The sequence below is a fragment of the Salinisphaera sp. C84B14 genome (genome assembly GCF_040361435.1).
Taxonomy (GTDB): Bacteria; Pseudomonadota; Gammaproteobacteria; order Nevskiales; family Salinisphaeraceae; genus Salinisphaera.
The window spans coordinates 37,200-55,607 of sequence record NZ_APNL01000010.1 but is presented as its reverse complement, the minus strand read 5'-3'; the positions used below and the strand labels follow the sequence as shown (position 1 = coordinate 55,607).

17 protein-coding genes are annotated in these 18,408 nt (G+C 64.3%); 8 read left to right on the top strand and 9 right to left on the bottom strand.

Going from position 1 to position 18,408, the window contains the following annotated elements:
• Positions 1–25 precede the first annotated feature (25 nt).
• A complete protein-coding gene (locus C84B14_RS10300; protein WP_353223898.1) occupies positions 26–790 on the top strand; it encodes an S-methyl-5'-thioinosine phosphorylase in 765 nt (254 codons plus the stop codon).
• Between the two features lie 61 nt (positions 791–851).
• On the opposite strand, the gene C84B14_RS10295 is transcribed toward C84B14_RS10300, so the two are convergent.
• Positions 852–1,733: a LysR family transcriptional regulator gene (locus C84B14_RS10295; RefSeq protein WP_353223896.1), complete on the bottom strand. Its 882-nt coding sequence runs from the start codon at positions 1,731–1,733 to the stop codon at positions 852–854.
• A gap of 127 nt (positions 1,734–1,860) precedes the next feature.
• Here C84B14_RS10295 and gstA point away from each other — a divergent pair, with 127 nt between their 5' ends.
• Complete coding sequence (gstA, locus tag C84B14_RS10290) at positions 1,861–2,511, top strand: glutathione transferase GstA (protein WP_353223894.1); 651 nt, start codon at positions 1,861–1,863, stop codon at positions 2,509–2,511.
• Here the strand turns inward: gstA and C84B14_RS10285 are convergent.
• Together C84B14_RS10285 and C84B14_RS10280 are read right to left on the bottom strand one after the other, a co-directional pair.
• Positions 2,508–2,648 (bottom strand): hypothetical protein, encoded by a 141-nt coding sequence (locus C84B14_RS10285; RefSeq protein ID WP_353223893.1) that lies wholly within the window; start codon positions 2,646–2,648, stop codon positions 2,508–2,510. The genes gstA and C84B14_RS10285 overlap by 4 nt on opposite strands.
• A 300-nt stretch (positions 2,649–2,948) precedes the next feature.
• Positions 2,949–4,280 (bottom strand): MFS transporter, encoded by a 1,332-nt coding sequence (locus tag C84B14_RS10280; RefSeq protein WP_353223891.1) that lies wholly within the window; start codon positions 4,278–4,280, stop codon positions 2,949–2,951.
• Between the two features lie 96 nt (positions 4,281–4,376).
• On the opposite strand from C84B14_RS10280, the gene C84B14_RS10275 reads away from it, so the two are divergent.
• Positions 4,377–5,237 carry a LysR family transcriptional regulator gene (locus C84B14_RS10275; RefSeq protein ID WP_353223889.1) on the top strand — a complete coding sequence of 287 codons (861 nt, stop codon included), beginning with the start codon at positions 4,377–4,379 and terminating at the stop codon, positions 5,235–5,237.
• Between the two features lie 47 nt (positions 5,238–5,284).
• Here C84B14_RS10275 and C84B14_RS10270 read toward each other — a convergent pair whose 3' ends face one another.
• The 6 genes from C84B14_RS10270 to C84B14_RS10245 all read right to left on the bottom strand — a co-directional run bounded on the left by C84B14_RS10270 (position 5,285) and on the right by C84B14_RS10245 (position 12,513).
• Positions 5,285–5,950 (bottom strand): glutathione S-transferase family protein, encoded by a 666-nt coding sequence (locus C84B14_RS10270; RefSeq protein WP_353223887.1) that lies wholly within the window; start codon positions 5,948–5,950, stop codon positions 5,285–5,287.
• Positions 5,951–6,053: 103 nt separating this feature from the next.
• Positions 6,054–6,569: a GNAT family N-acetyltransferase gene (locus C84B14_RS10265; protein ID WP_353223885.1), complete on the bottom strand. Its 516-nt coding sequence runs from the start codon at positions 6,567–6,569 to the stop codon at positions 6,054–6,056.
• 49 nt (positions 6,570–6,618) lie between these two features.
• Positions 6,619–10,113, bottom strand: coding sequence for a transcription-repair coupling factor (mfd, locus tag C84B14_RS10260; protein WP_353223883.1), 3,495 nt, complete (start codon positions 10,111–10,113; stop codon positions 6,619–6,621).
• 74 nt (positions 10,114–10,187) lie between these two features.
• The gene (locus C84B14_RS10255) at positions 10,188–11,072 is read right to left on the bottom strand and encodes a carbon-nitrogen hydrolase (protein ID WP_353223881.1); all 885 of its coding nucleotides are present in this window, start codon (positions 11,070–11,072) and stop codon (positions 10,188–10,190) included.
• Complete coding sequence (locus tag C84B14_RS10250) at positions 11,072–12,103, bottom strand: agmatine deiminase family protein (protein WP_353223879.1); 1,032 nt, start codon at positions 12,101–12,103, stop codon at positions 11,072–11,074. The genes C84B14_RS10255 and C84B14_RS10250 overlap by 1 nt, the downstream gene beginning before the upstream one ends.
• Complete coding sequence (locus tag C84B14_RS10245) at positions 12,103–12,513, bottom strand: hypothetical protein (RefSeq protein ID WP_348767803.1); 411 nt, start codon at positions 12,511–12,513, stop codon at positions 12,103–12,105. Before C84B14_RS10245 ends, C84B14_RS10250 begins: the two co-directional genes overlap by 1 nt.
• A gap of 83 nt (positions 12,514–12,596) precedes the next feature.
• Here C84B14_RS10245 and C84B14_RS10240 point away from each other — a divergent pair, with 83 nt between their 5' ends.
• The 5 genes from C84B14_RS10240 (at position 12,597) to C84B14_RS10220 (ending at position 18,378) form a co-directional block, all read left to right on the top strand.
• Entirely contained in the window at positions 12,597–13,847 is a 1,251-nt protein-coding gene (locus tag C84B14_RS10240) for a lipoprotein-releasing ABC transporter permease subunit (protein ID WP_353223877.1), read from the top strand.
• The gene (gene lolD / locus C84B14_RS10235; protein WP_353223875.1) at positions 13,840–14,556 is read left to right on the top strand and encodes a lipoprotein-releasing ABC transporter ATP-binding protein LolD; all 717 of its coding nucleotides are present in this window, start codon (positions 13,840–13,842) and stop codon (positions 14,554–14,556) included. The genes C84B14_RS10240 and lolD overlap by 8 nt, the downstream gene beginning before the upstream one ends.
• 167 nt (positions 14,557–14,723) lie before the next feature.
• Positions 14,724–16,988 carry a DNA internalization-related competence protein ComEC/Rec2 gene (locus C84B14_RS10230; protein WP_353223873.1) on the top strand — a complete coding sequence of 755 codons (2,265 nt, stop codon included), beginning with the start codon at positions 14,724–14,726 and terminating at the stop codon, positions 16,986–16,988.
• Positions 16,989–17,359: 371 nt separating this feature from the next.
• The gene (locus tag C84B14_RS10225; protein ID WP_353223871.1) at positions 17,360–17,971 is read left to right on the top strand and encodes a MotA/TolQ/ExbB proton channel family protein; all 612 of its coding nucleotides are present in this window, start codon (positions 17,360–17,362) and stop codon (positions 17,969–17,971) included.
• A complete protein-coding gene (locus tag C84B14_RS10220; protein WP_353223869.1) occupies positions 17,968–18,378 on the top strand; it encodes an ExbD/TolR family protein in 411 nt (136 codons plus the stop codon). The genes C84B14_RS10225 and C84B14_RS10220 overlap by 4 nt, the downstream gene beginning before the upstream one ends.
• Positions 18,379–18,408: the final 30 nt, after the last annotated feature.

The window sequence follows — 18,408 nt, the reverse complement described above, 5'->3', positions numbered from 1 at the left end:
CGTCTTCCTATCGGATGAGTCGCATATGAGCGAAACCGACACCGCGCCCATCGGCATCATCGGCGGCACCGCGCTGGCCGATCTGGCCGCGCTGGAGGCTGCGGAAACACAGTCCGACATCGACACGCCCTGGGGCACGCCCTCCGGGCCGCTGGTACGTGGCCATCTCGCCGGCCGCTCGGTGTGCTTCGTCATGCGCCACGGCCCTGGGCACAAGCTGGCCCCGCACCGCATCAACTACCGCGCCAATATGCAGGCGCTGGCCGATGCCGGTTGCAAGCAGGTGATCGCCATCGCCGCGGTCGGCGGCATCACCGAGGCCATGCGCGCCGGACAGATCGTAGTTCCCGATCAGATCATCGATTACAGCTGGGGTAGGGCGCACAGCTTCTACGACGCCCCCGAAGGCGGGTTGCTCGATCATATCGACTTCACCGAGCCCTACGACGCCGCGTTGTCGAAAGCGCTCGTAAGCGCGGCCACCGAACTCGATCTGGACCCGGCCGCGGGCGGCGTACACGGCGTCACCCAGGGCCCGCGTCTGGAAACGGCGGCCGAAATCGACCGCATGGCCCGCGACGGCTGCGACATTGTCGGTATGACCGGCATGCCCGAAGCCGCGCTCGCCCGCGAAGCCGGCCTGGACTATGCCTGCTGCGCGGTCGTGGTCAACAAGGCCGCCGGCCGTAGCGGCGGCACGGCCATTCATGCCGAAATCGAGGCCACGCTGGCCCAAGGTATGGCCGATATCGAACGGCTGCTGGTCGCGGTGCTCCCGACATTGCGCTAACGACTTCGATAGCACGCCCGTAATGCGCCGGTTGTGCTACGGATCGGCCGGTGCGCCTCACTCAGCCGGCCGGCTGTTCCGCCCCGAAATAACGCATCGCTTCCTCGATGAATCGACTCACTTTCGGCAGCTTTTGTCGGTTTGGGTAGACGAGATACATATCGCGCGAAGGCACGTGATAATCGTCTAGTACCGTCTGCAGCTTATGGTCCGCCAGCTCGGCGTCGATCAACCGCCGCGGGATGAGCGCGATGCCCGAACCGGCGATTGCTGCGTCCTTGAGGGCGCGCATGTCATTGATGCATATCGCCACATTCAAGCAGGCCGTGCAGGCGCCGTCCGGACCTTCGAGCGACCACATATCCGGCGGCCGTTCGGCCGGGGAAAAAACCAGACAGCGGTGTTTGGCGAGATCGGTCGGCGTGGTCGGAGAGCCCTGGCTTTCGAGATAGGCCGGTGCGGCACAAACGACATAGTCGTAAGGTGAGAGTGCGCGCGCAATCAGCGAGCTGTCGCTGAGCGAACCGATACGAACCGCGACATCGAAACCGTCGGCAATCAGATCGACCACGCGATCGCTGAGTTCCAGTTCCACGCGGACCGCCGGATATAGCCGGCAAAACCGATCGATGACCGGAACCAAACACAGATTGCCGAACGCGACCGGCGCGGCAATCCGTAGCGTCCCCGTAGGGCAGCTACGAAAGGCCTGAACTGAATCGTCTGCCATTGCGACGGCCGCGACCGCGTCCTGCGCACGCGCATAGTAGGTTTGGCCGACCTCGGTCAAACGGCTACGCCGCGTGGTGCGTTCGAACAATCTGACGCCGAGCGCGTTTTCCAGGTCGCCAATGTAGCGCCCGGCCATCTGTGGCGACATACCCAGCGCATGAGCAGCTGCGGCAAACGAGCCGTGCTCGGCTGCCGCGATCACGAGCCGCATTTGATTTAACCGATCCACGATTCGAAACCCTGAGTTTAGACAGCGACACAATGTAGCGTCTTCTCGTTTTCAGCCGAAACCCAGAGGATAGCCAGCTCTCGCTTAAGTAATCTTCTAAGGCATAACGATGAAGCTCTTTTACACTCCCGGTACCTGCTCTCTGGCTGCGCATCTCGTGATGCGCGAACTCAATCTGGAATTCACGTTGGTCCGTGTCGATAACCAGACCAAACGCACCGAGCACGATCAATCCTATCTTCAGATCAATCCCAAGGGTTATGTTGCGGCTTTGATGCTTAACGACGGTCAGGTGATTACCGAAAGTCCGGCCATTCTTCAGTATCTCGGCGACCTGGCTCCGGCACAGGGGCTGGTCCCGCCCGCAGGCACGATGGCGCGTACGCGCATGCATGAATGGCTCAACTTCATAACGGCGGAACTGCACGCGGGATGCGTACCGCTGTTCAAAGCGGAGATCGGGCGCGACGTCAAACGCTTATTCGAGGACCGGCTCTTGTCGCGATTGACGTTCGTCGACGAACATCTGGAAAACCGCCCGTATCTTCTCGGTGAGCGCTTCAGTGTCGCCGATGCCTACCTGTTTACCGTACTCACCTGGCTACCGCGCTTCGGGATCGATATCCACGAGTGGCGGGCTTTATCGCAGTTCATGCAGGAAATGCTGGCGCGGGCTTGCGTAACCCAGGCCGTTGCGGCGGAAGGTATTGCATTGCCGGCTCAGCCAGGCGGGCGCGATGTGCATAGTGCCTATAGTTAGAACACATGGGTCAGCATACCCAGTGCCGCGACCGTCATGATGACGGCCGCGGTTTTGAATATGGATCGCTGGGCGTTCTGGCTGCGAAGCAGGTGCTGGGCGCGCGCGGCACAGGCAACGAACGCGCTGCCGATCATTAAAGGCACCAATACGGTCGTCGGTACCCGCAACAGACGCCAGGTCGTCAGTGTTGTCTGATCGAGTGAAATAACAACCGGGACCCTATGGCTATGTCGACCGAAGGGCGCGGCACGAAACGAGATGTCGCGTAGAGACACGCCGGCATGTCGCCTGGGCGCGTAGAGTACGTTGCGAAAATTCTCGGTTCGGGGTTCGTGTCTTGATGGCCAGGGCTCTGTCGCGCTTGGCATCCTGAGACGCGCGGTGTTTGGCTATAAGCTAGGGCGTCGGCATGGCGGTATTTTCACATCGGTCGATCACGCAGGACGATTTTTTGCCGCGGGGGCTAAGCGTAACAGCACGATTGCCGTGCCGGCCGTGGCCGTGGCGATTACGAAAGCCGTCTCGTCACCGCCACCCAGTGACAGCATGACCAGCCCCGCGATCGGTCCGGTCAGGCCGAAGGCCATGTCCTGAAAGGCGCTGAAAAGGCCGATGACCATGCCTTTACCGGCACCGTTGACACGCGCTAGGGCCTCGACTCCGAGGGCGGGAAAGCCGAGCGCGACGCCGGCGCCGGTAAGCGTCGCGCCAGCGATTGCGATCGCAGCTACCGGCGCGGACCAGATGAGCGTCTGGCCGAGCGCAGCGGTAGCGATCGATGCATACGCGACCCGGCGCCCGCCGATTTGATCAGGGAGGTGGCCGAAGGCAATGCGCACACCGATGACCGCGCAACCAAAGCCGGCGAACCCCCAGCCTGCATGGCGCCACCCCTGGTGCTCGAAATATAGAGCGTAGAAAGCGGCGATCGCGCCATAGCTGGCCATCAGGAACGTCAAAGCCAGGCCCAACGGCCAGATGCAACGTAGCAAAGCACCGATCGGATAAGAGCGCCGTGTAGCCGCAGCTGTGCCCGGCATTGGCAATGCACAAAGCAGCGCGACCAGTGGCAAAGCGGCGGAGACGGCGCCGAGCGTGATAAAGCCGACCACGGGCGCGGAAAACAAGTTGTACACCCCAAGGCCGGTGGGCGTGCCCGCGGCTAGTGCCGCATACATGGCGATCCCGTTCCAGGACATGACCTGACCCGAATGCGCTTCGCCGACGCGGCCGATGCCCCAGGTGATCGCGCCCGTGAGAATCAGGCTTTCGCCCAAGCCGAGCGTCGCGCGGCCGAGCAGCAAGACAGCGATCCCAAGCGGCAGTAATGTCGACAGCATGTAAAGACCGCCGGCGGCAATGCAGATGAGCAGGCCGACGATCGTGGCTGCGCGCGGGCCGCGCGCATCGGCAAACCGGCCCGCGTAGGGTCTTGTGATCACTGTAGCGATCGACTGTAGCCCAATCAGGATGCCCACCATCAGTGGCCCGCTTTCCAGGGTGTGGGAGGCGTACAGCGGTAATACGGCCAGTGGCAGGCTGACCGTCATGAAGCCGAGAAAAATGATCAGGTTGAGTGGTAGCAGCCGCACCGTTATTGAGTGGCTGCCGCTGCTGTCACCGATGGTCGTACACGTTGATTGTGTCATGACGGCTGGCGCGAGCGCAGGGGGCCAGCGTCGATTGCCCGTCGCGACCGTTGCAAAGTCCAGTTGAGTCGTAATCGGGAATTCATTGCGACGCGTGCTCATTGGGTTGGTGGTCAACAATCGAAGCGATTGCTTCGTGATCCACACTAAGGCGTTGCAACTAATCGCAGAAACGAATTATTTTTGTTTCTGTGATCGATAATCGCGATAGCAATGTTCGACAGCGACCTGTTAAGAAACTTTTTGCATATCATCGACCATGGCGGCTTCACTGCGGCGGCGAAATCAACGTATGCGACCCAGTCCACGGTCAGCGCGAAGCTCGCGCGGCTCGAGGCACAGGCCGGGCATCGGTTGATGGCGCGCAACCGACGGGGCGTGATCGCGCTGACCCGCGAAGGCCGGGAAATCGAGTCGCTCGCTCGTGAAACCCTGCGACTGCATGCACTCGCGCGCCGCCGGTTGGACGAGCAACCCCTATCCGGCACCGTCAAGCTGGGTATGTCGGACGATATCGCCAGCGCCGGTAACTATCCGCGCGTACTGGCCGAGTTTCGTCGCGAGCAGCCGGCTGTGCAGCTGGAAGTGATTGTCGGCGCAGGCCCCGCGCTTCAGCGTGACCTCGAGCAAGGGGAAATCGATCATCTACTGTGCAAGGTCAGCGGCGAGTTGCCGGCCGGTGCGGTGGAACTCTGGCGCGAAGATTTATGCTGGTTCGGTAGGCTCGATGCATCGACGAGCGACGCCGACGCCTTGGAACTGGTGACCTTCACCCCGCCATGCGCCTATCGCACGCGCGCGATCAGCGTTCTGACACAGCAGGGTATGCGTTGGCGCGGCGTATACGTCACGCCGTCGCTGAATGGCGTACTCGCCGCCGTGGAGGCCGGACTGGGGATCAGTCTGTTGCCGAAATCGCTCGCATCCGATGCGATGACCCGGATACCGCCGGGGCGTTTGCCGGCGGCCGGACGTATCGCCTTTGCGGTGCTGTCGCGTTCGGATATCGCCGACCGGGCGAACACGGTTTTCAGGGCGATGCTGGAACAGCTGCTACCACCGGCGGTGCAGTAGCAGAGTACAAACGCCAGATCGCGCCGTTGCGGTTTTGGCCTATTTAGCTAGAACGACTCTCGGCCGCGCAGCTCGCTGAACGGCGTCATGACGCGATTTTGAAACGCCGGCCGCTGGCACAGGTTTGCGTACCACTCGGCGGCGCGGGCGGGCAGTGCGGTATCGAGGCCCATTTTCTGGTAACGGTACAAAGTGGTGCCAGCGGGGATATCGGCCAGTGAGAAACGATCGCCGGCGAGATAGCGCCGCTGTTCGAGCTCGGCATCGATAAGACGGTAGTGGCGTTCGCAAGCACGGCGTGCCCGCTGGATTTCTTCGGTATCGCGTTTGTGTTCGGGCATGCGATAAAAGCGCCAGAACAGACGCATGAAGTCCGGTTGCAGGGTGGTCTGTGACCAATCCATCCAGCGGTCGTGGACCGACCTTTCGGCGGGGCTTAATGGCCAGAAACGGCTGTCGCCATACTGCGCCGCGAGATATCTGAGAATCGCGTGCGACTCCCAAATCGAGATGTCACCGTCTTTCAGAACCGGGACTTTGCCATGCGGGTTGAGGGCGATGAACGCCGGGTCATCGAGGCCGCCATAACGCCCGCCCACAAGATGGTGTTCGAAGCCAAGTTCGAGCTCATCCAGTAGCCACAGCACCTTTTGTACGTTGAAAGCGGTGGATCGACCGTAAAGCTTCAAGACAGTGTCCGTTTCAGCGTTCATTGCCGGCACCCCAAGGCCGCGATGCCCGCAGCCCACACTAAGCGTTTACTAAAAGTCGCACATCGCATCGTGCGACAGCCAGCACAAACCTGCGTTGTGTTCGTTAAGAGGCGCTGCTGTTGCCTAGAAACTTGACCATCAACAATTCATCGTAGAAGCGGTTCGCCACCTGCAGTGCTGCGGGTTCCGTACCGTACGTCACGAAGCCGGCACGGGCGTAAAGCGCGCAGGCGCCTTGGTTTTCGCGAACTACCCACAGCGTCACTTGGCTTACACCGCTCAAGCGGCCGGCAAACTGCAGCGCTTGGTTGAGCGGGTTGCGCCCCACGTGGGCACCGCGGCGTGCAGACGCTACGTACATGCCCCAGACGAAGGCCTTGTGGCGCATTTTTTCGAAACGGTTCTGTTGTACACCGACAACACCGACCAGTTGGTCGTCGTCGAAGGCACCGATGACACAACCGTCTTCGCCGGGCATTAGCTGTTGGGCGAAATCTTGGTCGGATAGGGCCAATTCTTCGGCGAAACTGGACCCAAAGGCGGTCGGACATTCCTGCAAGCCGGCCAGTCTGAGTGCGCGATATGCTGTCGTGTCGTCGGTGGTGAGTCGTCTATACATCGGCCGTTGCCACCGGTTGCCCGCTGGTAGTACTTAGCCCCTTCGGGCGCTAGCGCTTGTCGACTGCCGCTTCTGCCTCATTTGAGGTCGGCGCGCCCAGCTTTTCCAGAAGTGTTTGGATGTGTTCGACCCTCGTTTCGACGTCGGGCATGTCGCGGAAGAACACCAGACGTGCGTCACCTTCGAGGCGGTAGCGCTTGGCGTCGGATTGTACGAGTGCGATCAGGCGGGCCGGGTCGATACGGCTGTTGCGGGCGAAGTTGAGGCGGCCGACGTCCGGGCCGGCTTCGATCTTGGCGATCGCCAGGGGACTGGCCATGAGCTTGAGCGCGGTGGCGGCGAAGAGGGTTTCCGTGGCTTCGGGCAGCAGGCCGAAACGGTCGATGAGCTCGACCTTGAGCGCACGCAGGGCGGCATCGTCCTTGGCCGAGCTGATGCGTTTGTAGAGCACCAGCCGGATATGCACGTCCGGGATGTATTCCTCGGGCAGCAGGGCGGTCGCGCCCAGCTCGACTTCGGTGGCCGACATGAGTTCGTCGGCGTCGGCCTCGGGCACTTCACCGCGCTTGAAGGCACCCACGGCCCGATCGAGCATCTGGCGATAGAGATCGAAGCCGATTTCCTGAATCTGGCCGGACTGGCCTTCGCCGAGCAGCTCGCCGGCGCCGCGGATTTCCAGGTCGTGGGTAGCCAAGGCAAAGCCGGCACCCAGATCGCCGAGCGAGGCGAGCGCGTCGAGGCGTTTTTCGGCGTCCGGCGTCATCGACTCGCGTGGCGGCGTGAGCAGATAGGCATAGGCGCGGTGATGAGAACGGCCGACACGGCCGCGCAGCTGATGCAGCTGGGCGAGGCCGAAGGTATCGGCGCGGTCGATGATGATGGTGTTGGCGCTCGGTACGTCGATGCCGGATTCCACGATCGTGGTACACAGCAGGATATCGAAGCGCCGATGATAGAAATCGAGCATGGCGGCTTCGAGCTCGCGCTCGTGCATCTGCCCATGGGCTACGCGGATGCGCGCCTCCGGCAGGATGGCGCCCAGGTCGCGGGCGACGCGCTCGATATCCTTGACCTTGTTGTGCAGGTAGTAGACCTGGCCACCGCGGCGCATTTCGCGGCGCACGGCTTCCTGAATGAGCGCGGTGTCCTGGCGCGATACGAAGGTCTGGATGGCCAGGCGCGACTCGGGCGGCGTGGCAATGATCGACAGGTCGCGCAGGCCGGACAGGCTCATGTTGAGCGTGCGCGGAATCGGCGTGGCGGTGAGCGTGAGCAGATCGACCTGGGCACGCAGGCTCTTGATGCGCTCCTTGTGGCGCACGCCGAAGCGGTGTTCTTCGTCGACGATGAGCACGCCGAGCTTCTTGAAGCGGATATCCTTTTGCAGCAGCCGGTGCGTACCGATGACGATATCCAGCTTGCCGGCGGCCATTTCCTCGAGCAGTTCGTCGCGCTGTTTGCCGGTACGTAGCCGCGACAGGGCGGCGACCTTGACCGGCCAGTCGGCAAAGCGATCGGCAAAGTTCTGGTAATGCTGCTGGGCGAGCAGGGTGGTCGGCACCAGCACGCAGACCTGGTACCCGGCCGATATCGCGGCGAATGCCGCGCGCAGGGCGACTTCGGTCTTGCCAAAGCCCACGTCGCCGCAGACCACGCGGTCCATCGGCGTGCTCTTGGCCAGATCGGCCAGCACTTCGTCGATGGCGCGCTGCTGGTCCGGTGTCTCCTCGAAGGCGAAGCCGGCGGCGAAACGGGCATAGTCGTCGGCGTCGGGCACCATCGAAACGCCTTCGCGCGCAGCGCGGCGGGCCTGGATTTCCAGCAGTTCGGCGGCCACGTCGCGGGCGCGTTTGGCGGCTTTCTTGCGCGCCTTGGCCCAGCGGTCGTTGCCCAGGCGATGCAGCGGCGCGGTTTCCGCATCCGCGCCGGTAAAGCGGTGCACCAGATGCAGCGAGGCGACCGGCACATAAAGCAGGTCGCCCCCGGCATATTCGATGGTGACGAATTCGTTTTCCACGCCGCCGGCCGAGAGCTTTTGCAGGCCCTTGTAGCGGCCCACACCGTTGTCCTGGTGCACCACGGGCGCGCCGGGGGCAAGATCGGTGAGCTCGCGAATCGCCGTTTCCGGGTCGCGGGTAACGCGGCGGCGTTTCTTCGCCGGCGGGCGACTGCCGGTGAGCTGGCTTTCGGAAATGACGGCAATGCCGTCGCCGGTCAGAATCGCGCCCGTTTCCAGCGGCGCGCTGGTGACCGCGATGTGCTTGTTGTGGTCGATGAAATCGGACCAGCCCTCGGCACGGGCCGGGGCCAGGCCCAGCGAGGTGAGCCAGTCGCGCATCGCCTCGCGGCGGCCGGCAGAATCGCCGGTAATGAGAATACGGCCGTCGAAGTCGTCGAAGAAGGCACGCAGCGCGCGCCCGGTGGCGGCGATATCCGCGCCGGACAGCGGCGGGACCGGCGCGACGTCGAACACCGCTGCAGCCGAAACCGCATCGTCGACGATACGGGCCGCGGTGAGGGCGTCCAGGCCGGTACGCAAACGCGCCGGCGTCACGAACGCCTCCTCGGGCGCAAGTAATGGCCGCTCGGGGTCCACGCTGCGCTGTTCATGACGGGACTCGATCGAGCGCCAGGCGGTGGCCAGGGCTTGATCGACATCGCCGAGTTCCACGATCGCCGTGTCGGCGGGCAGATAGTCGAACAGGGCCGCGGTGTCGTCGAAGAACAGGCTCAGATACGACTCGATGCCGCCCGGTGGAATGCCGCGCGAGACGTCGCGATAGATCACGCTCGCGCCCGGGTCGCCCTCGAAGCGCTGGCGATAACGCGAGCGAAATGCCTTGATGGCGTCGTCGTCGAGCGGGAATTCGCGGGCCGGCAGCAGCCGGATCGAATCCAGCTTGTCGGTGGAGCGCTGGGAGTCGGCATCGAAGGCGCGGATGGTATCGATTTCGTCGTCGAACAGGTCCAACCGATAGGGCGTGTTCGAGCCCATCGGGTAGAGATCCATGACCGCACCGCGAATCGCATATTCGCCGTGGGTGCGTACTTCGGAGACGGCCGCATAGCCGGCGGCTTCCAGGCGTTCGCGCAGGGCATGAAAATCGAGCGTATCGCCAACTTCGAACACCATCGCCCGAGCATCGACGAAGGTGGTGGGCGGCAGCGGCTGGACCAGCGTATCGGCCGCGATAATGAGAATGCCGCGCCCCATGCCCGGCAGACTGTGCAACAGGGCCAGGCGCTCGGAGATGATATCCGCATGCGGCGAAAATACGTCGTAGGGCAGGGTTTCCCAGTCCGGGAAATGCCGTACAGCCAGGTTTTCGTCACTGAAGAAGCGCAGCTCTTCTTCCAGCCGATAGGCCCGGTGTTCGTCGGCCACCACGGCCACGGTGAGCCCGTCGCGGGCCTGCGCGGCCTGGGCGAGCGCGATCGACGTGGCACAGCCGTGCAGGCCCTGCCAGGCATCGTGCGCACCCGCGCGCAGCGCCGGCGGCGCCAGGGCACGGATGGTTGCGTTGTTTTCGGTTACGACAGCCATGAGAGGCGGCGGATTATTGCATAGTCGAGGTGGGCCGCGGTTATCGCACGGCAAATGTCAAAACGGTCTGGCTATCAGTCGCGATAACGCCGGGTGATATCGTCGAAGGCATCGATACGGCGATCGCGCAGGAACGGCCAGATACGCCGGACCGACTCGGTGCGATGCAGGTCGATGTCTGCGACGAGTAACTCGCCATCCTCGCCGGCTTCGGCCAGCGTTTCCCCCTGCGGGCCGAACACGAAGCTGTGCCCCCAGAAGCGGATTTCGGTGGCGTTGTCGCCTTCGATGCCCACACGGTTGGAGGTCACAACCGCCAGGCCGTTGGCGATGGCATGACCGCGTTGTACGCCCTGCCAGGCATGGAGCTGGCGCTGCTGTTCGGCGCCGTCATCGGTGGCGTCGTCCCAGCCGATCGCCGACGGATACACCAGCAGCTCGGCCCCGGCCAGGGCCATGAGGCGGGCGGCTTCCGGGTACCACTGGTCCCAGCAAACGAGCACGCCCAGCCGGCCGATCGAGGTATCGATCGGCGTGAAGCCGAGATCGCCGGGGGTGAAATAATATTTTTCGTAGTATTCCGGGTCGTCCGGGATATGCATCTTGCGATATCGCCCGGCGAGCGTTCCGTCGGCGTCCAGCACCACCGCGGTGTTGTGATACAGCCCCGCCGCACGCCGTTCGAACAGCGATGCCACCACCACCACGCCCGCATCGCGCGCGGCCGCCGCCAGGCGTTCGGTGGACGGGCCGGGGATGGGCTCGGCCAAGTCGAACAGGGCCGGGTCTTCGCGCTGGCAGAAGTAGGGCGTGTTGTGCAGTTCGGGCAGCAACACGAGTTTCGCGCCGGCCGCGCCGGCCTGTTCGATATGCGCGACCGCGGTATCCAGATTGGTCGCCGGTTCGGGCGTGCAGGCGTATTGCGCCACGGCAACGCGCAGCGGGGCGGGATAGGTCATCAGGACAACTCGGCAGGAATTTGCATGGCTGCACAATGGAGGCCGCCGTGCTGGCGAATCAAGGCACGGCTGTCGACGCGTCGAATATCGCGATCCGGGAACAGCCCGGCGATGATCTCGTGGGCGTGGTCGTCGGCCGGGTCGTCGAAAGCGGGGATGACCACACAGCCGTTGGCGATGAGAAAGTTGGCATAGCCGGCCGGCAGTCGATGGCCATCGTCCGGGTCGTACACCGGCGCGGGCAGCGGCAGTTCCACCAGACGATAGGCCTGGCCGTTGCTATCGCGCAGGGCGGCGAGTTCGTCTGCCATCGCGGCCAGCGCAGCGTAGTGGGCGTCGTTTTCATCGCGACAGCCCTGATAGGCAATCGTGTCGGCGGCGACGAAACGGGCCAGCGTATCGATATGCCCATCGGTGTCGTCGCCGATGAGGTCACCCTCGCTGAGCCAGTGCACGGTGTCCGCGCCCAGTGCGTCGGCGAGGGCGGCGACCGCGCGATCGCGGTCGAAATCCGCGTTGCGCCGGCCCTGCAACAGGCAGCGTTCGGTGGTCAGCAGTGCGCCCGCACCGTTGGATTCGATGCTGCCGCCTTCGAGCGTGATCTCGTGCCGCTCGAGCCCACCGTGGCCGAGCAGACCGGTGGCATGCAGGGCGGCGGTGAAGGCATCGTCGCGGCTGGCTTCGAACTGGCCGCCCCAGCCATCGAAACGAAAATCTAGAAACCGCCGAGCGCCGTTGTCGAATACCGTGATCGGGCCGGTATCGCGTGCCCAGATATCGTCGTTGGCCACGTTCACCACGCTCAGCCGGGCCACATCGGCAAGTCGCGAGTGCGCGGCGATGCTGGCGCTGCATTCGGCATCCGCGGCCGCCAGGATCACGGGCTGGTAGTCGCAGAGCACGGCGGCGAACTCGGCGATGGCGTCGCGGGCGGCGTCGAGGCCGTTGCCCCAGTCGCCGCCGCTGCGCGGCCATACGAGCACGGTGGCTTGCTGTGCCGCCCATTCGGCCGGCAGTACACGTTCTTTCATCAATCCGCCGGCTGGAGTTCGTCGCTATGGGTGACGGGTTCGAAATGGTCGGGCACGACCGCGTGCAGGACATGATCGTATTCGAAGTAGAGCCGATAGCCCGGGTAGTCCCAACGCGTGATCGGCGGGTTGCCTACCGGCTGGCTTTTGCTCTGCGGTTCGCCGTACTGCTGGCGCACGCGCGCCTTGGTCATGCCGCGCGGCGGCGTGCTCGGGCGTGGCGTGGCCGCGCCCTGGGCGGTATTTTCGCCGGCCGGCATATCGAGTACCGTGCCGCGCGTTTGTGTATGGGTGGCACCGGCATCCGACATGCTGTCGTCGGCGTAGCCGCTGTTCGACTGCGCGCAGGCCGTGCCGCTGATCAAAATCAGCCCCGAAATCTGAACTAAAACAAGCAGAGACGTTCTCATGCGCATGACTCAAATCCCCGACGATGGTTTTCGGCGTCAGACCCCCTGCGCCGATTGCGACCATTATGCTTTAATGCGCGCCAATGTTTAGACCCCTCGAACTCTACGCCGGCCTGAAGTACACGCGGGCCAAGCGGCGCAACCATTTCATCTCCTTTATTTCGTCCATCTCGATGGGCGGGATCGCGCTTGCCGTGATGCTGCTGATTACCGTGTTGTCGGTGATGAACGGCTTCGAAGCGGAGCTGCGTGACCGTATCCTCGGCATGGCCTCGCATGTGGAGATATCGGCGGGGCGCGGCGGCCTGCAGGACTGGCAGGACGTGGAAAGCCAGGTCGACCAGCGCCTGTCGGATGTCACCGGCTCGGCGCCCTATATCAGCGGTGAGGGCATGGTGCGCAGCGGTCGCAACATGGCTGGCACCATGATCCGGGGAGTGCTGCCCGAAAAGGAACGCAAAGTTTCGGATGTGGCCGATCACATGGTGGGCGGCAGTTTCGATTCGCTCGAGAAGGGCAAGTACCGCATCGTCATCGGTGCAGAGCTGGCCGCGATTCTCGGCGTGAACGTCGGCGACAAGGTGGATCTGATGATCCCCGAGGCCAATATCACCCCGGCCGGTATCGTGCCTCGTTTTCGCCGCTTTACCGTGGGCGGCATCTTCCAGGTCGGGATGTACGAATATGACCGCGGCATGGTCATGATTCACATGGGCGATGCGGCCACCCTATACAACATGCAAGATCGCGTGACCGGCGTACGGCTGCACCTGAATGACATGTTCGATGCGCCCAGCGTGAGCCGTCAGCTCGAGGTGATACTCGACCCGGGCAAACGCGTATCCGACTGGACCCGTCAGCATGCGAACTTCTTCCATGCCATCGCGACCGAAAAGACGGTGATGTTCATCATCCTGAGCCTGATCATCGCAGTGGCCGCGTTCAATATCGTGTCCATGCTGGTGATGGTCGTCACCGACAAGCAGGGCGATATCGCCATCCTGCGCACACTGGGCATGTCGCCGAAGTCGGTGATGGCGATCTTCATGGTGCAGGGCTCGCTGATTGGCGTGATCGGTACCGTCGTGGGCGTAGTCCTGGGCGTGCTGCTGTCGATCAACATCGAACATATCGTGCCCATGCTCGAAAGCCTGCTGAATACCGACCTGCTGTCGGCCGACGTTTATTACATCAGCCAGCTCAAGGCCGAGCTGCATGAAAGCGACGTGGTGCAGATTGCGCTGCTGTCGCTCGTGCTGTCGTTTTTGTCGACGCTGTATCCGGCGTGGCGTGCCGCCCGCGTGCAGCCGGCCGAGGCCCTGCGTTATGAGTAACACTCCCGAGACCGGCACCAGCGTGCTCGGCTGCAGCCATCTGTCCAAGACGTTCACTGAGGTGCGCGAGCCGGTTACGGTGCTCGACGACATCAATCTGAACGTGGCCCCGGGCGCAAAGATCGCGGTGATCGGCGCCTCCGGCTCCGGCAAATCGACGCTGTTGCACCTTTTGGGCGGCCTCGACGTGCCCAGCCGGGGCACGATTCATATTGCCGGGCGCGACATGACCACGTTGTCCAACGCCGCACGCGGCAAGCTGCGCAACGAAAAGCTCGGCTTCATCTACCAGTTCCATCATCTGCTGCCGGAGTTCACCACGGTAGAGAACGTGGCCATGCCGCTGTTGATCCGGCGCGGGCCGCCGAAAAAAGCGCTGGACGAAGCGCGCGATCTCTTGCGCAAGGTGGGGCTGGGCGACCGTCTAGAGCACAAGCCCACAGAGCTTTCGGGCGGCGAGCGCCAGCGCGCGGCGGTGGCCCGCGCGCTGGTCACCCGTCCGGCCTGTATTCTGGCCGACGAACCCACCGGCAATCTCGATCATCGCACCGCTGCGAGCGTGTTCGACATGATGCTCGAGCTCAATGCGTCGATGAATACCAGCCTGGTGATGGTGACCCACGACCGCGAACTCGCCCAGCGTATGGACCAGGTCTGGAGCCTGGCCGACGGGCGGCTGTCGCCCGCTCAGGCAAGCGCGTTTGCCTGAGCCTTTATCGCCAGCGCCGCTCAAGCAATGCGGCGGTGGCGGTTGCGCGCGACGCTACAAGCGCTAGGCTGATTGTCTGGCCGCAAACGGCGTAAGCGCGTCGAAACAGGATGATGGGGCAGGCGAAGGGGGCAGGCGCATACGACCACGCACGCGCAGGCGCGCACATGGTGCGCCGGGCGCTGCAGGCAGCCGACCGCGATCCGCGCTGGCTCGCGGTGTCGCTCATCGCCGCGGTGGCTGCAACCTACCTCCAGCCCGCGCCTTTGCCCCTGTGGCTGTTGGGCGCGCTGCTGCTGCCGTGCTTGTGGCGTTGGCCGGGGCGCATAGTGCTATTCGTGGCCCTGGCAGGCGCGGCATGGACGAGCTTTGGCATCCAGCGCCAGCTGGACTCGCGCTGGCCAGTGGCAAGAACCGGCGAAACCGTGCCCATGACCGGCCATGTGGTCGGCATCGTCGCCCACGATCCGTATCGCGCCCGGTTCGTGCTGGCCCGTGATACGCCACCTTATCGACTGCGTCTGTCCTGGTACGACCACGGCCACGATCTATTGCCCGGGGACTGCCTGAGCGGCGCGTTCAAGCTCGATACGCCACACGGCTCGGCCAACCCCGGCACGTTCGACTACGAAGGCTGGCTCTGGCGCGAACGTATCGATGCCAGCGGCTACATACGCCAGGCCCAACCCTGCGACACGCCACCCCGGCTTACCATCGACCGCCTGCGCGCGCTGGCCATGCGCCGTATCGACCCGTTTCTGGAAGGCTCGGCCATGAAAGGGATCGTGGCCGCGCTCACGCTGGGGATTCGAGATGCGATCAGCGACGAGCAATGGGCGGTATTGCGTGCCACCGGCACCTCGCATCTGGTTGCAATTTCCGGCCTGCATATCGGTCTGGTCGCCGGGTGGCTGTTTGCGCTGGCGCGCTGGCTGGCATTGCGGTTCGCGCCGCGATCGCCCGTGCCATGGCTGGCGGGCGGCGTAGGCCTGGCGGGCGCGCTGTTCTATGCCCTGTTGGCCGGCTTCGCCTTGCCGACCCAGCGTGCGCTGGTGATGGTGGCGGCGGCGCTGTTCGCGCTGGTGGCCATGCGCCATATCGCGGTGTCACGAATACTCGCACTGGCGGCGATCGTGGTCGTGCTCTGGGCGCCGGTGTCGGTGATCAGTCCCGGTTTCTGGCTGTCGTTCGGCGCGGTGGCATGGTTGATCTATCTTGGTCGCGTGGTCACGCGACGGCGCGTGCTCGGGTTCATCATGCTTCAACTCGGTCTAGTGGCGGGGCTGGGGCCGTTGAGCGCATGGTTCTTTGGCCAGGCCTCGCTCGTCGCCCCTCTGGTCAATGCGCTGCTCATCCCGGCAGCGGTGCTGCTCGTGCCGGTCCTGCTGCTTGCCACCGTCGTCGCGCTGCTGGTGCCGGACGTCGGTGGCCCGGCGCTGGCTGCCATCGCAACAGGGCTGGAGTGGGCCTGGCCGGGACTGGCCGCGCTTGCGAGCTGGCCGTGGGCGAGTATCCACCCCGGCGTACACGGCGCGATGGCGCTGGTGCTGGCGCTCGTGGGGGTGGCGCTGCTGGCCATGCCACGGGGCCTGCCGGGGCGGTGGCTCGCTCCGGTATTTCTGTTGCCGGCGGTCATCGGCCTGCGCCCGGCAGCGCATGAAATCGCGCCGGGCGGGCTGCGGCTGGCGGTGCTGGACGTGGGCCAGGGCCTCGCGGTGGTGGTTCGGACCCGTCGTCATACGCTGGTCTACGATGCCGGCCCGGCCTATCGCACGGGGTTCAACGCTGGCGACGCATTCGTGGTGCCGTATCTGCGCCATGTAGGGCGGACCACGGTCGATGAATTGCTGATCAGCCACAGTGACAACGACCATATGGGCGGTGCGCAGGCGATATCCGAACAGCTCGACGTGCGCCGGCGCAGCGGGGCCGACAGTGATCATCCCTGTCGTGCCGGCCAGCACTGGCAGTGGGATGGCGTGGACTTCACGATGCTCTATCCGAGCGATGACGACATCGAGCCGGGCATGAGCAACAACGCCCGTTCCTGCGTGCTGCGTATCGATGCGCCCGGTGGTCGGGTGCTGTTGCCCGGCGATATCGAACAGGCCGGCGAGCAGGTGCTGGTCGAGCGCGATGCAGCGGCGCTCGCAGCAAACGTGCTGGTCGTGGCCCATCATGGCAGCGCAAGCTCCAGCTCGCAGCCGTTTGTGGCGGCGGTGGCGCCCGACATCGCGCTCGTTTCTGCCGGCTGGCACAACCGCTGGGGTTTCCCCGACGAGCATGTGGTCGCACGGCTGCGCGCTGCCGATGCCGCCGTGGTCAATACCGCTGACTCGGGTGCGATCGAACTCGCAATCCGGCCGACGCCGGGTCCGCCCGAAGTCAGTCGCTGGCGGCAAGCGGCGCCGCGGGTATGGCATACGCCCTAGGGAAGCTCTGCATAACCTGTCGCGGTTGCGCCGGCGTGCTTTGCGCGTGGCTGGCGAGGAAAGGTGCGCGTAGCGTGCTTGTTGCACGCCAGCGCGCCTTGACGAAGACCAGGCGCGCGCAAAGCCGGCGGCCCCGAACGGGTTCGGCCTCACAGACGCCGCGGCTGCGTTGCCGAGCTTGACCTGCCAATGAGGCAGGCACCGCGCTCGGACGCCTTGCCGCACCGTCTGCGAGGAATCGACCGCGACCCGCGAGAGGGGGGGGGGGGGCAGAGCTTCCCTCGCGGCAGGCCCGCCTGGCGGCGCATGGGTGGCCCGCAACGACTCGGGCGCTTATCATGCCGCCTTGCCTGATATCGAAGGAACAAGGCATGGCAGAAATGCTTGCGGCCGGTGGTTGGCTGATGCTGCCGATTGCGATCTGCTCGGTGCTCGGCCTCGCCATCGTGATCGAGCGGGCCTGGGCGCTGCGTACGCAGCGGGTGGCGCCGCCCCAGCTGCTTGACCAGCGGTCGCGACTGGCGCGTGCGAGCGCGTTGTCGAACGCGGAGCGTCAGTCGCTGGAGGCTAATAGCCCACTGGGACACGTCTGGGCAGCGGTGGTCGCAACACGCGGGGAGAGTATCGATATCCGCCGCGAGCGCATCGAGGAAGCGGGTCGTCAGGTCGGCCACGACATGGCGCGCTACCTGAACACCCTGGGCACCATCGCAGCGATCACGCCGTTGCTCGGCCTGCTCGGCACGGTCGCGGGCATGATCCAGATCTTTGCCACCATGACCGAAGCCGGCCTGGGCGACGCCCAGGCTCTGGCCGGCGGCATCGGGCAGGCGCTGGTAACCACCGCCGCCGGGCTGTGCGTGGCGATTCCCGCGCTCGTGGCCTATCGCTATTTCAACGGCCTGGTCGAGAAACGCGGGCTGTTGCTTGAACAATGGGCGGTGCGCCTGATTGAAGGCCAGCGCGATGCGCCTTCGTCATGAAGTTCGTGCGCCGTGCGAGCGATCAGGAACCGTCGGTGAACCTCACGCCGCTGATCGACGTAGTGTTTCTGCTGCTGATCTTTTTCATGGTGTCGAGCCGCTTCGTCGACGAAAAGGATTTGCCCCTCGAGCTGCCGGCGGCGGCGAGCGCGCAGGCAATGGCCGCGACCGAAGCCGTGATCGTCGATATCGACGCCGAGGGCGCGTACCGCATCAACGGTCGGCACACGCAGGCTGGCGAGCTGGTCGCTTCGCTGAGTGCGCTGCATGCACAATATCCGCAGCGAGCGCTGCGCGTACGCGCGGACGGCGCGGCCAGCCATGCGGCGGTCGTACGCGCCATGGACGCAGCCTCGCAGGCCGCATTCGAACGCGTCGAAATTGCGACTCGTAACGATAAACGATGACAATATGGCCCGGCGCCGATGGCGTCGGGT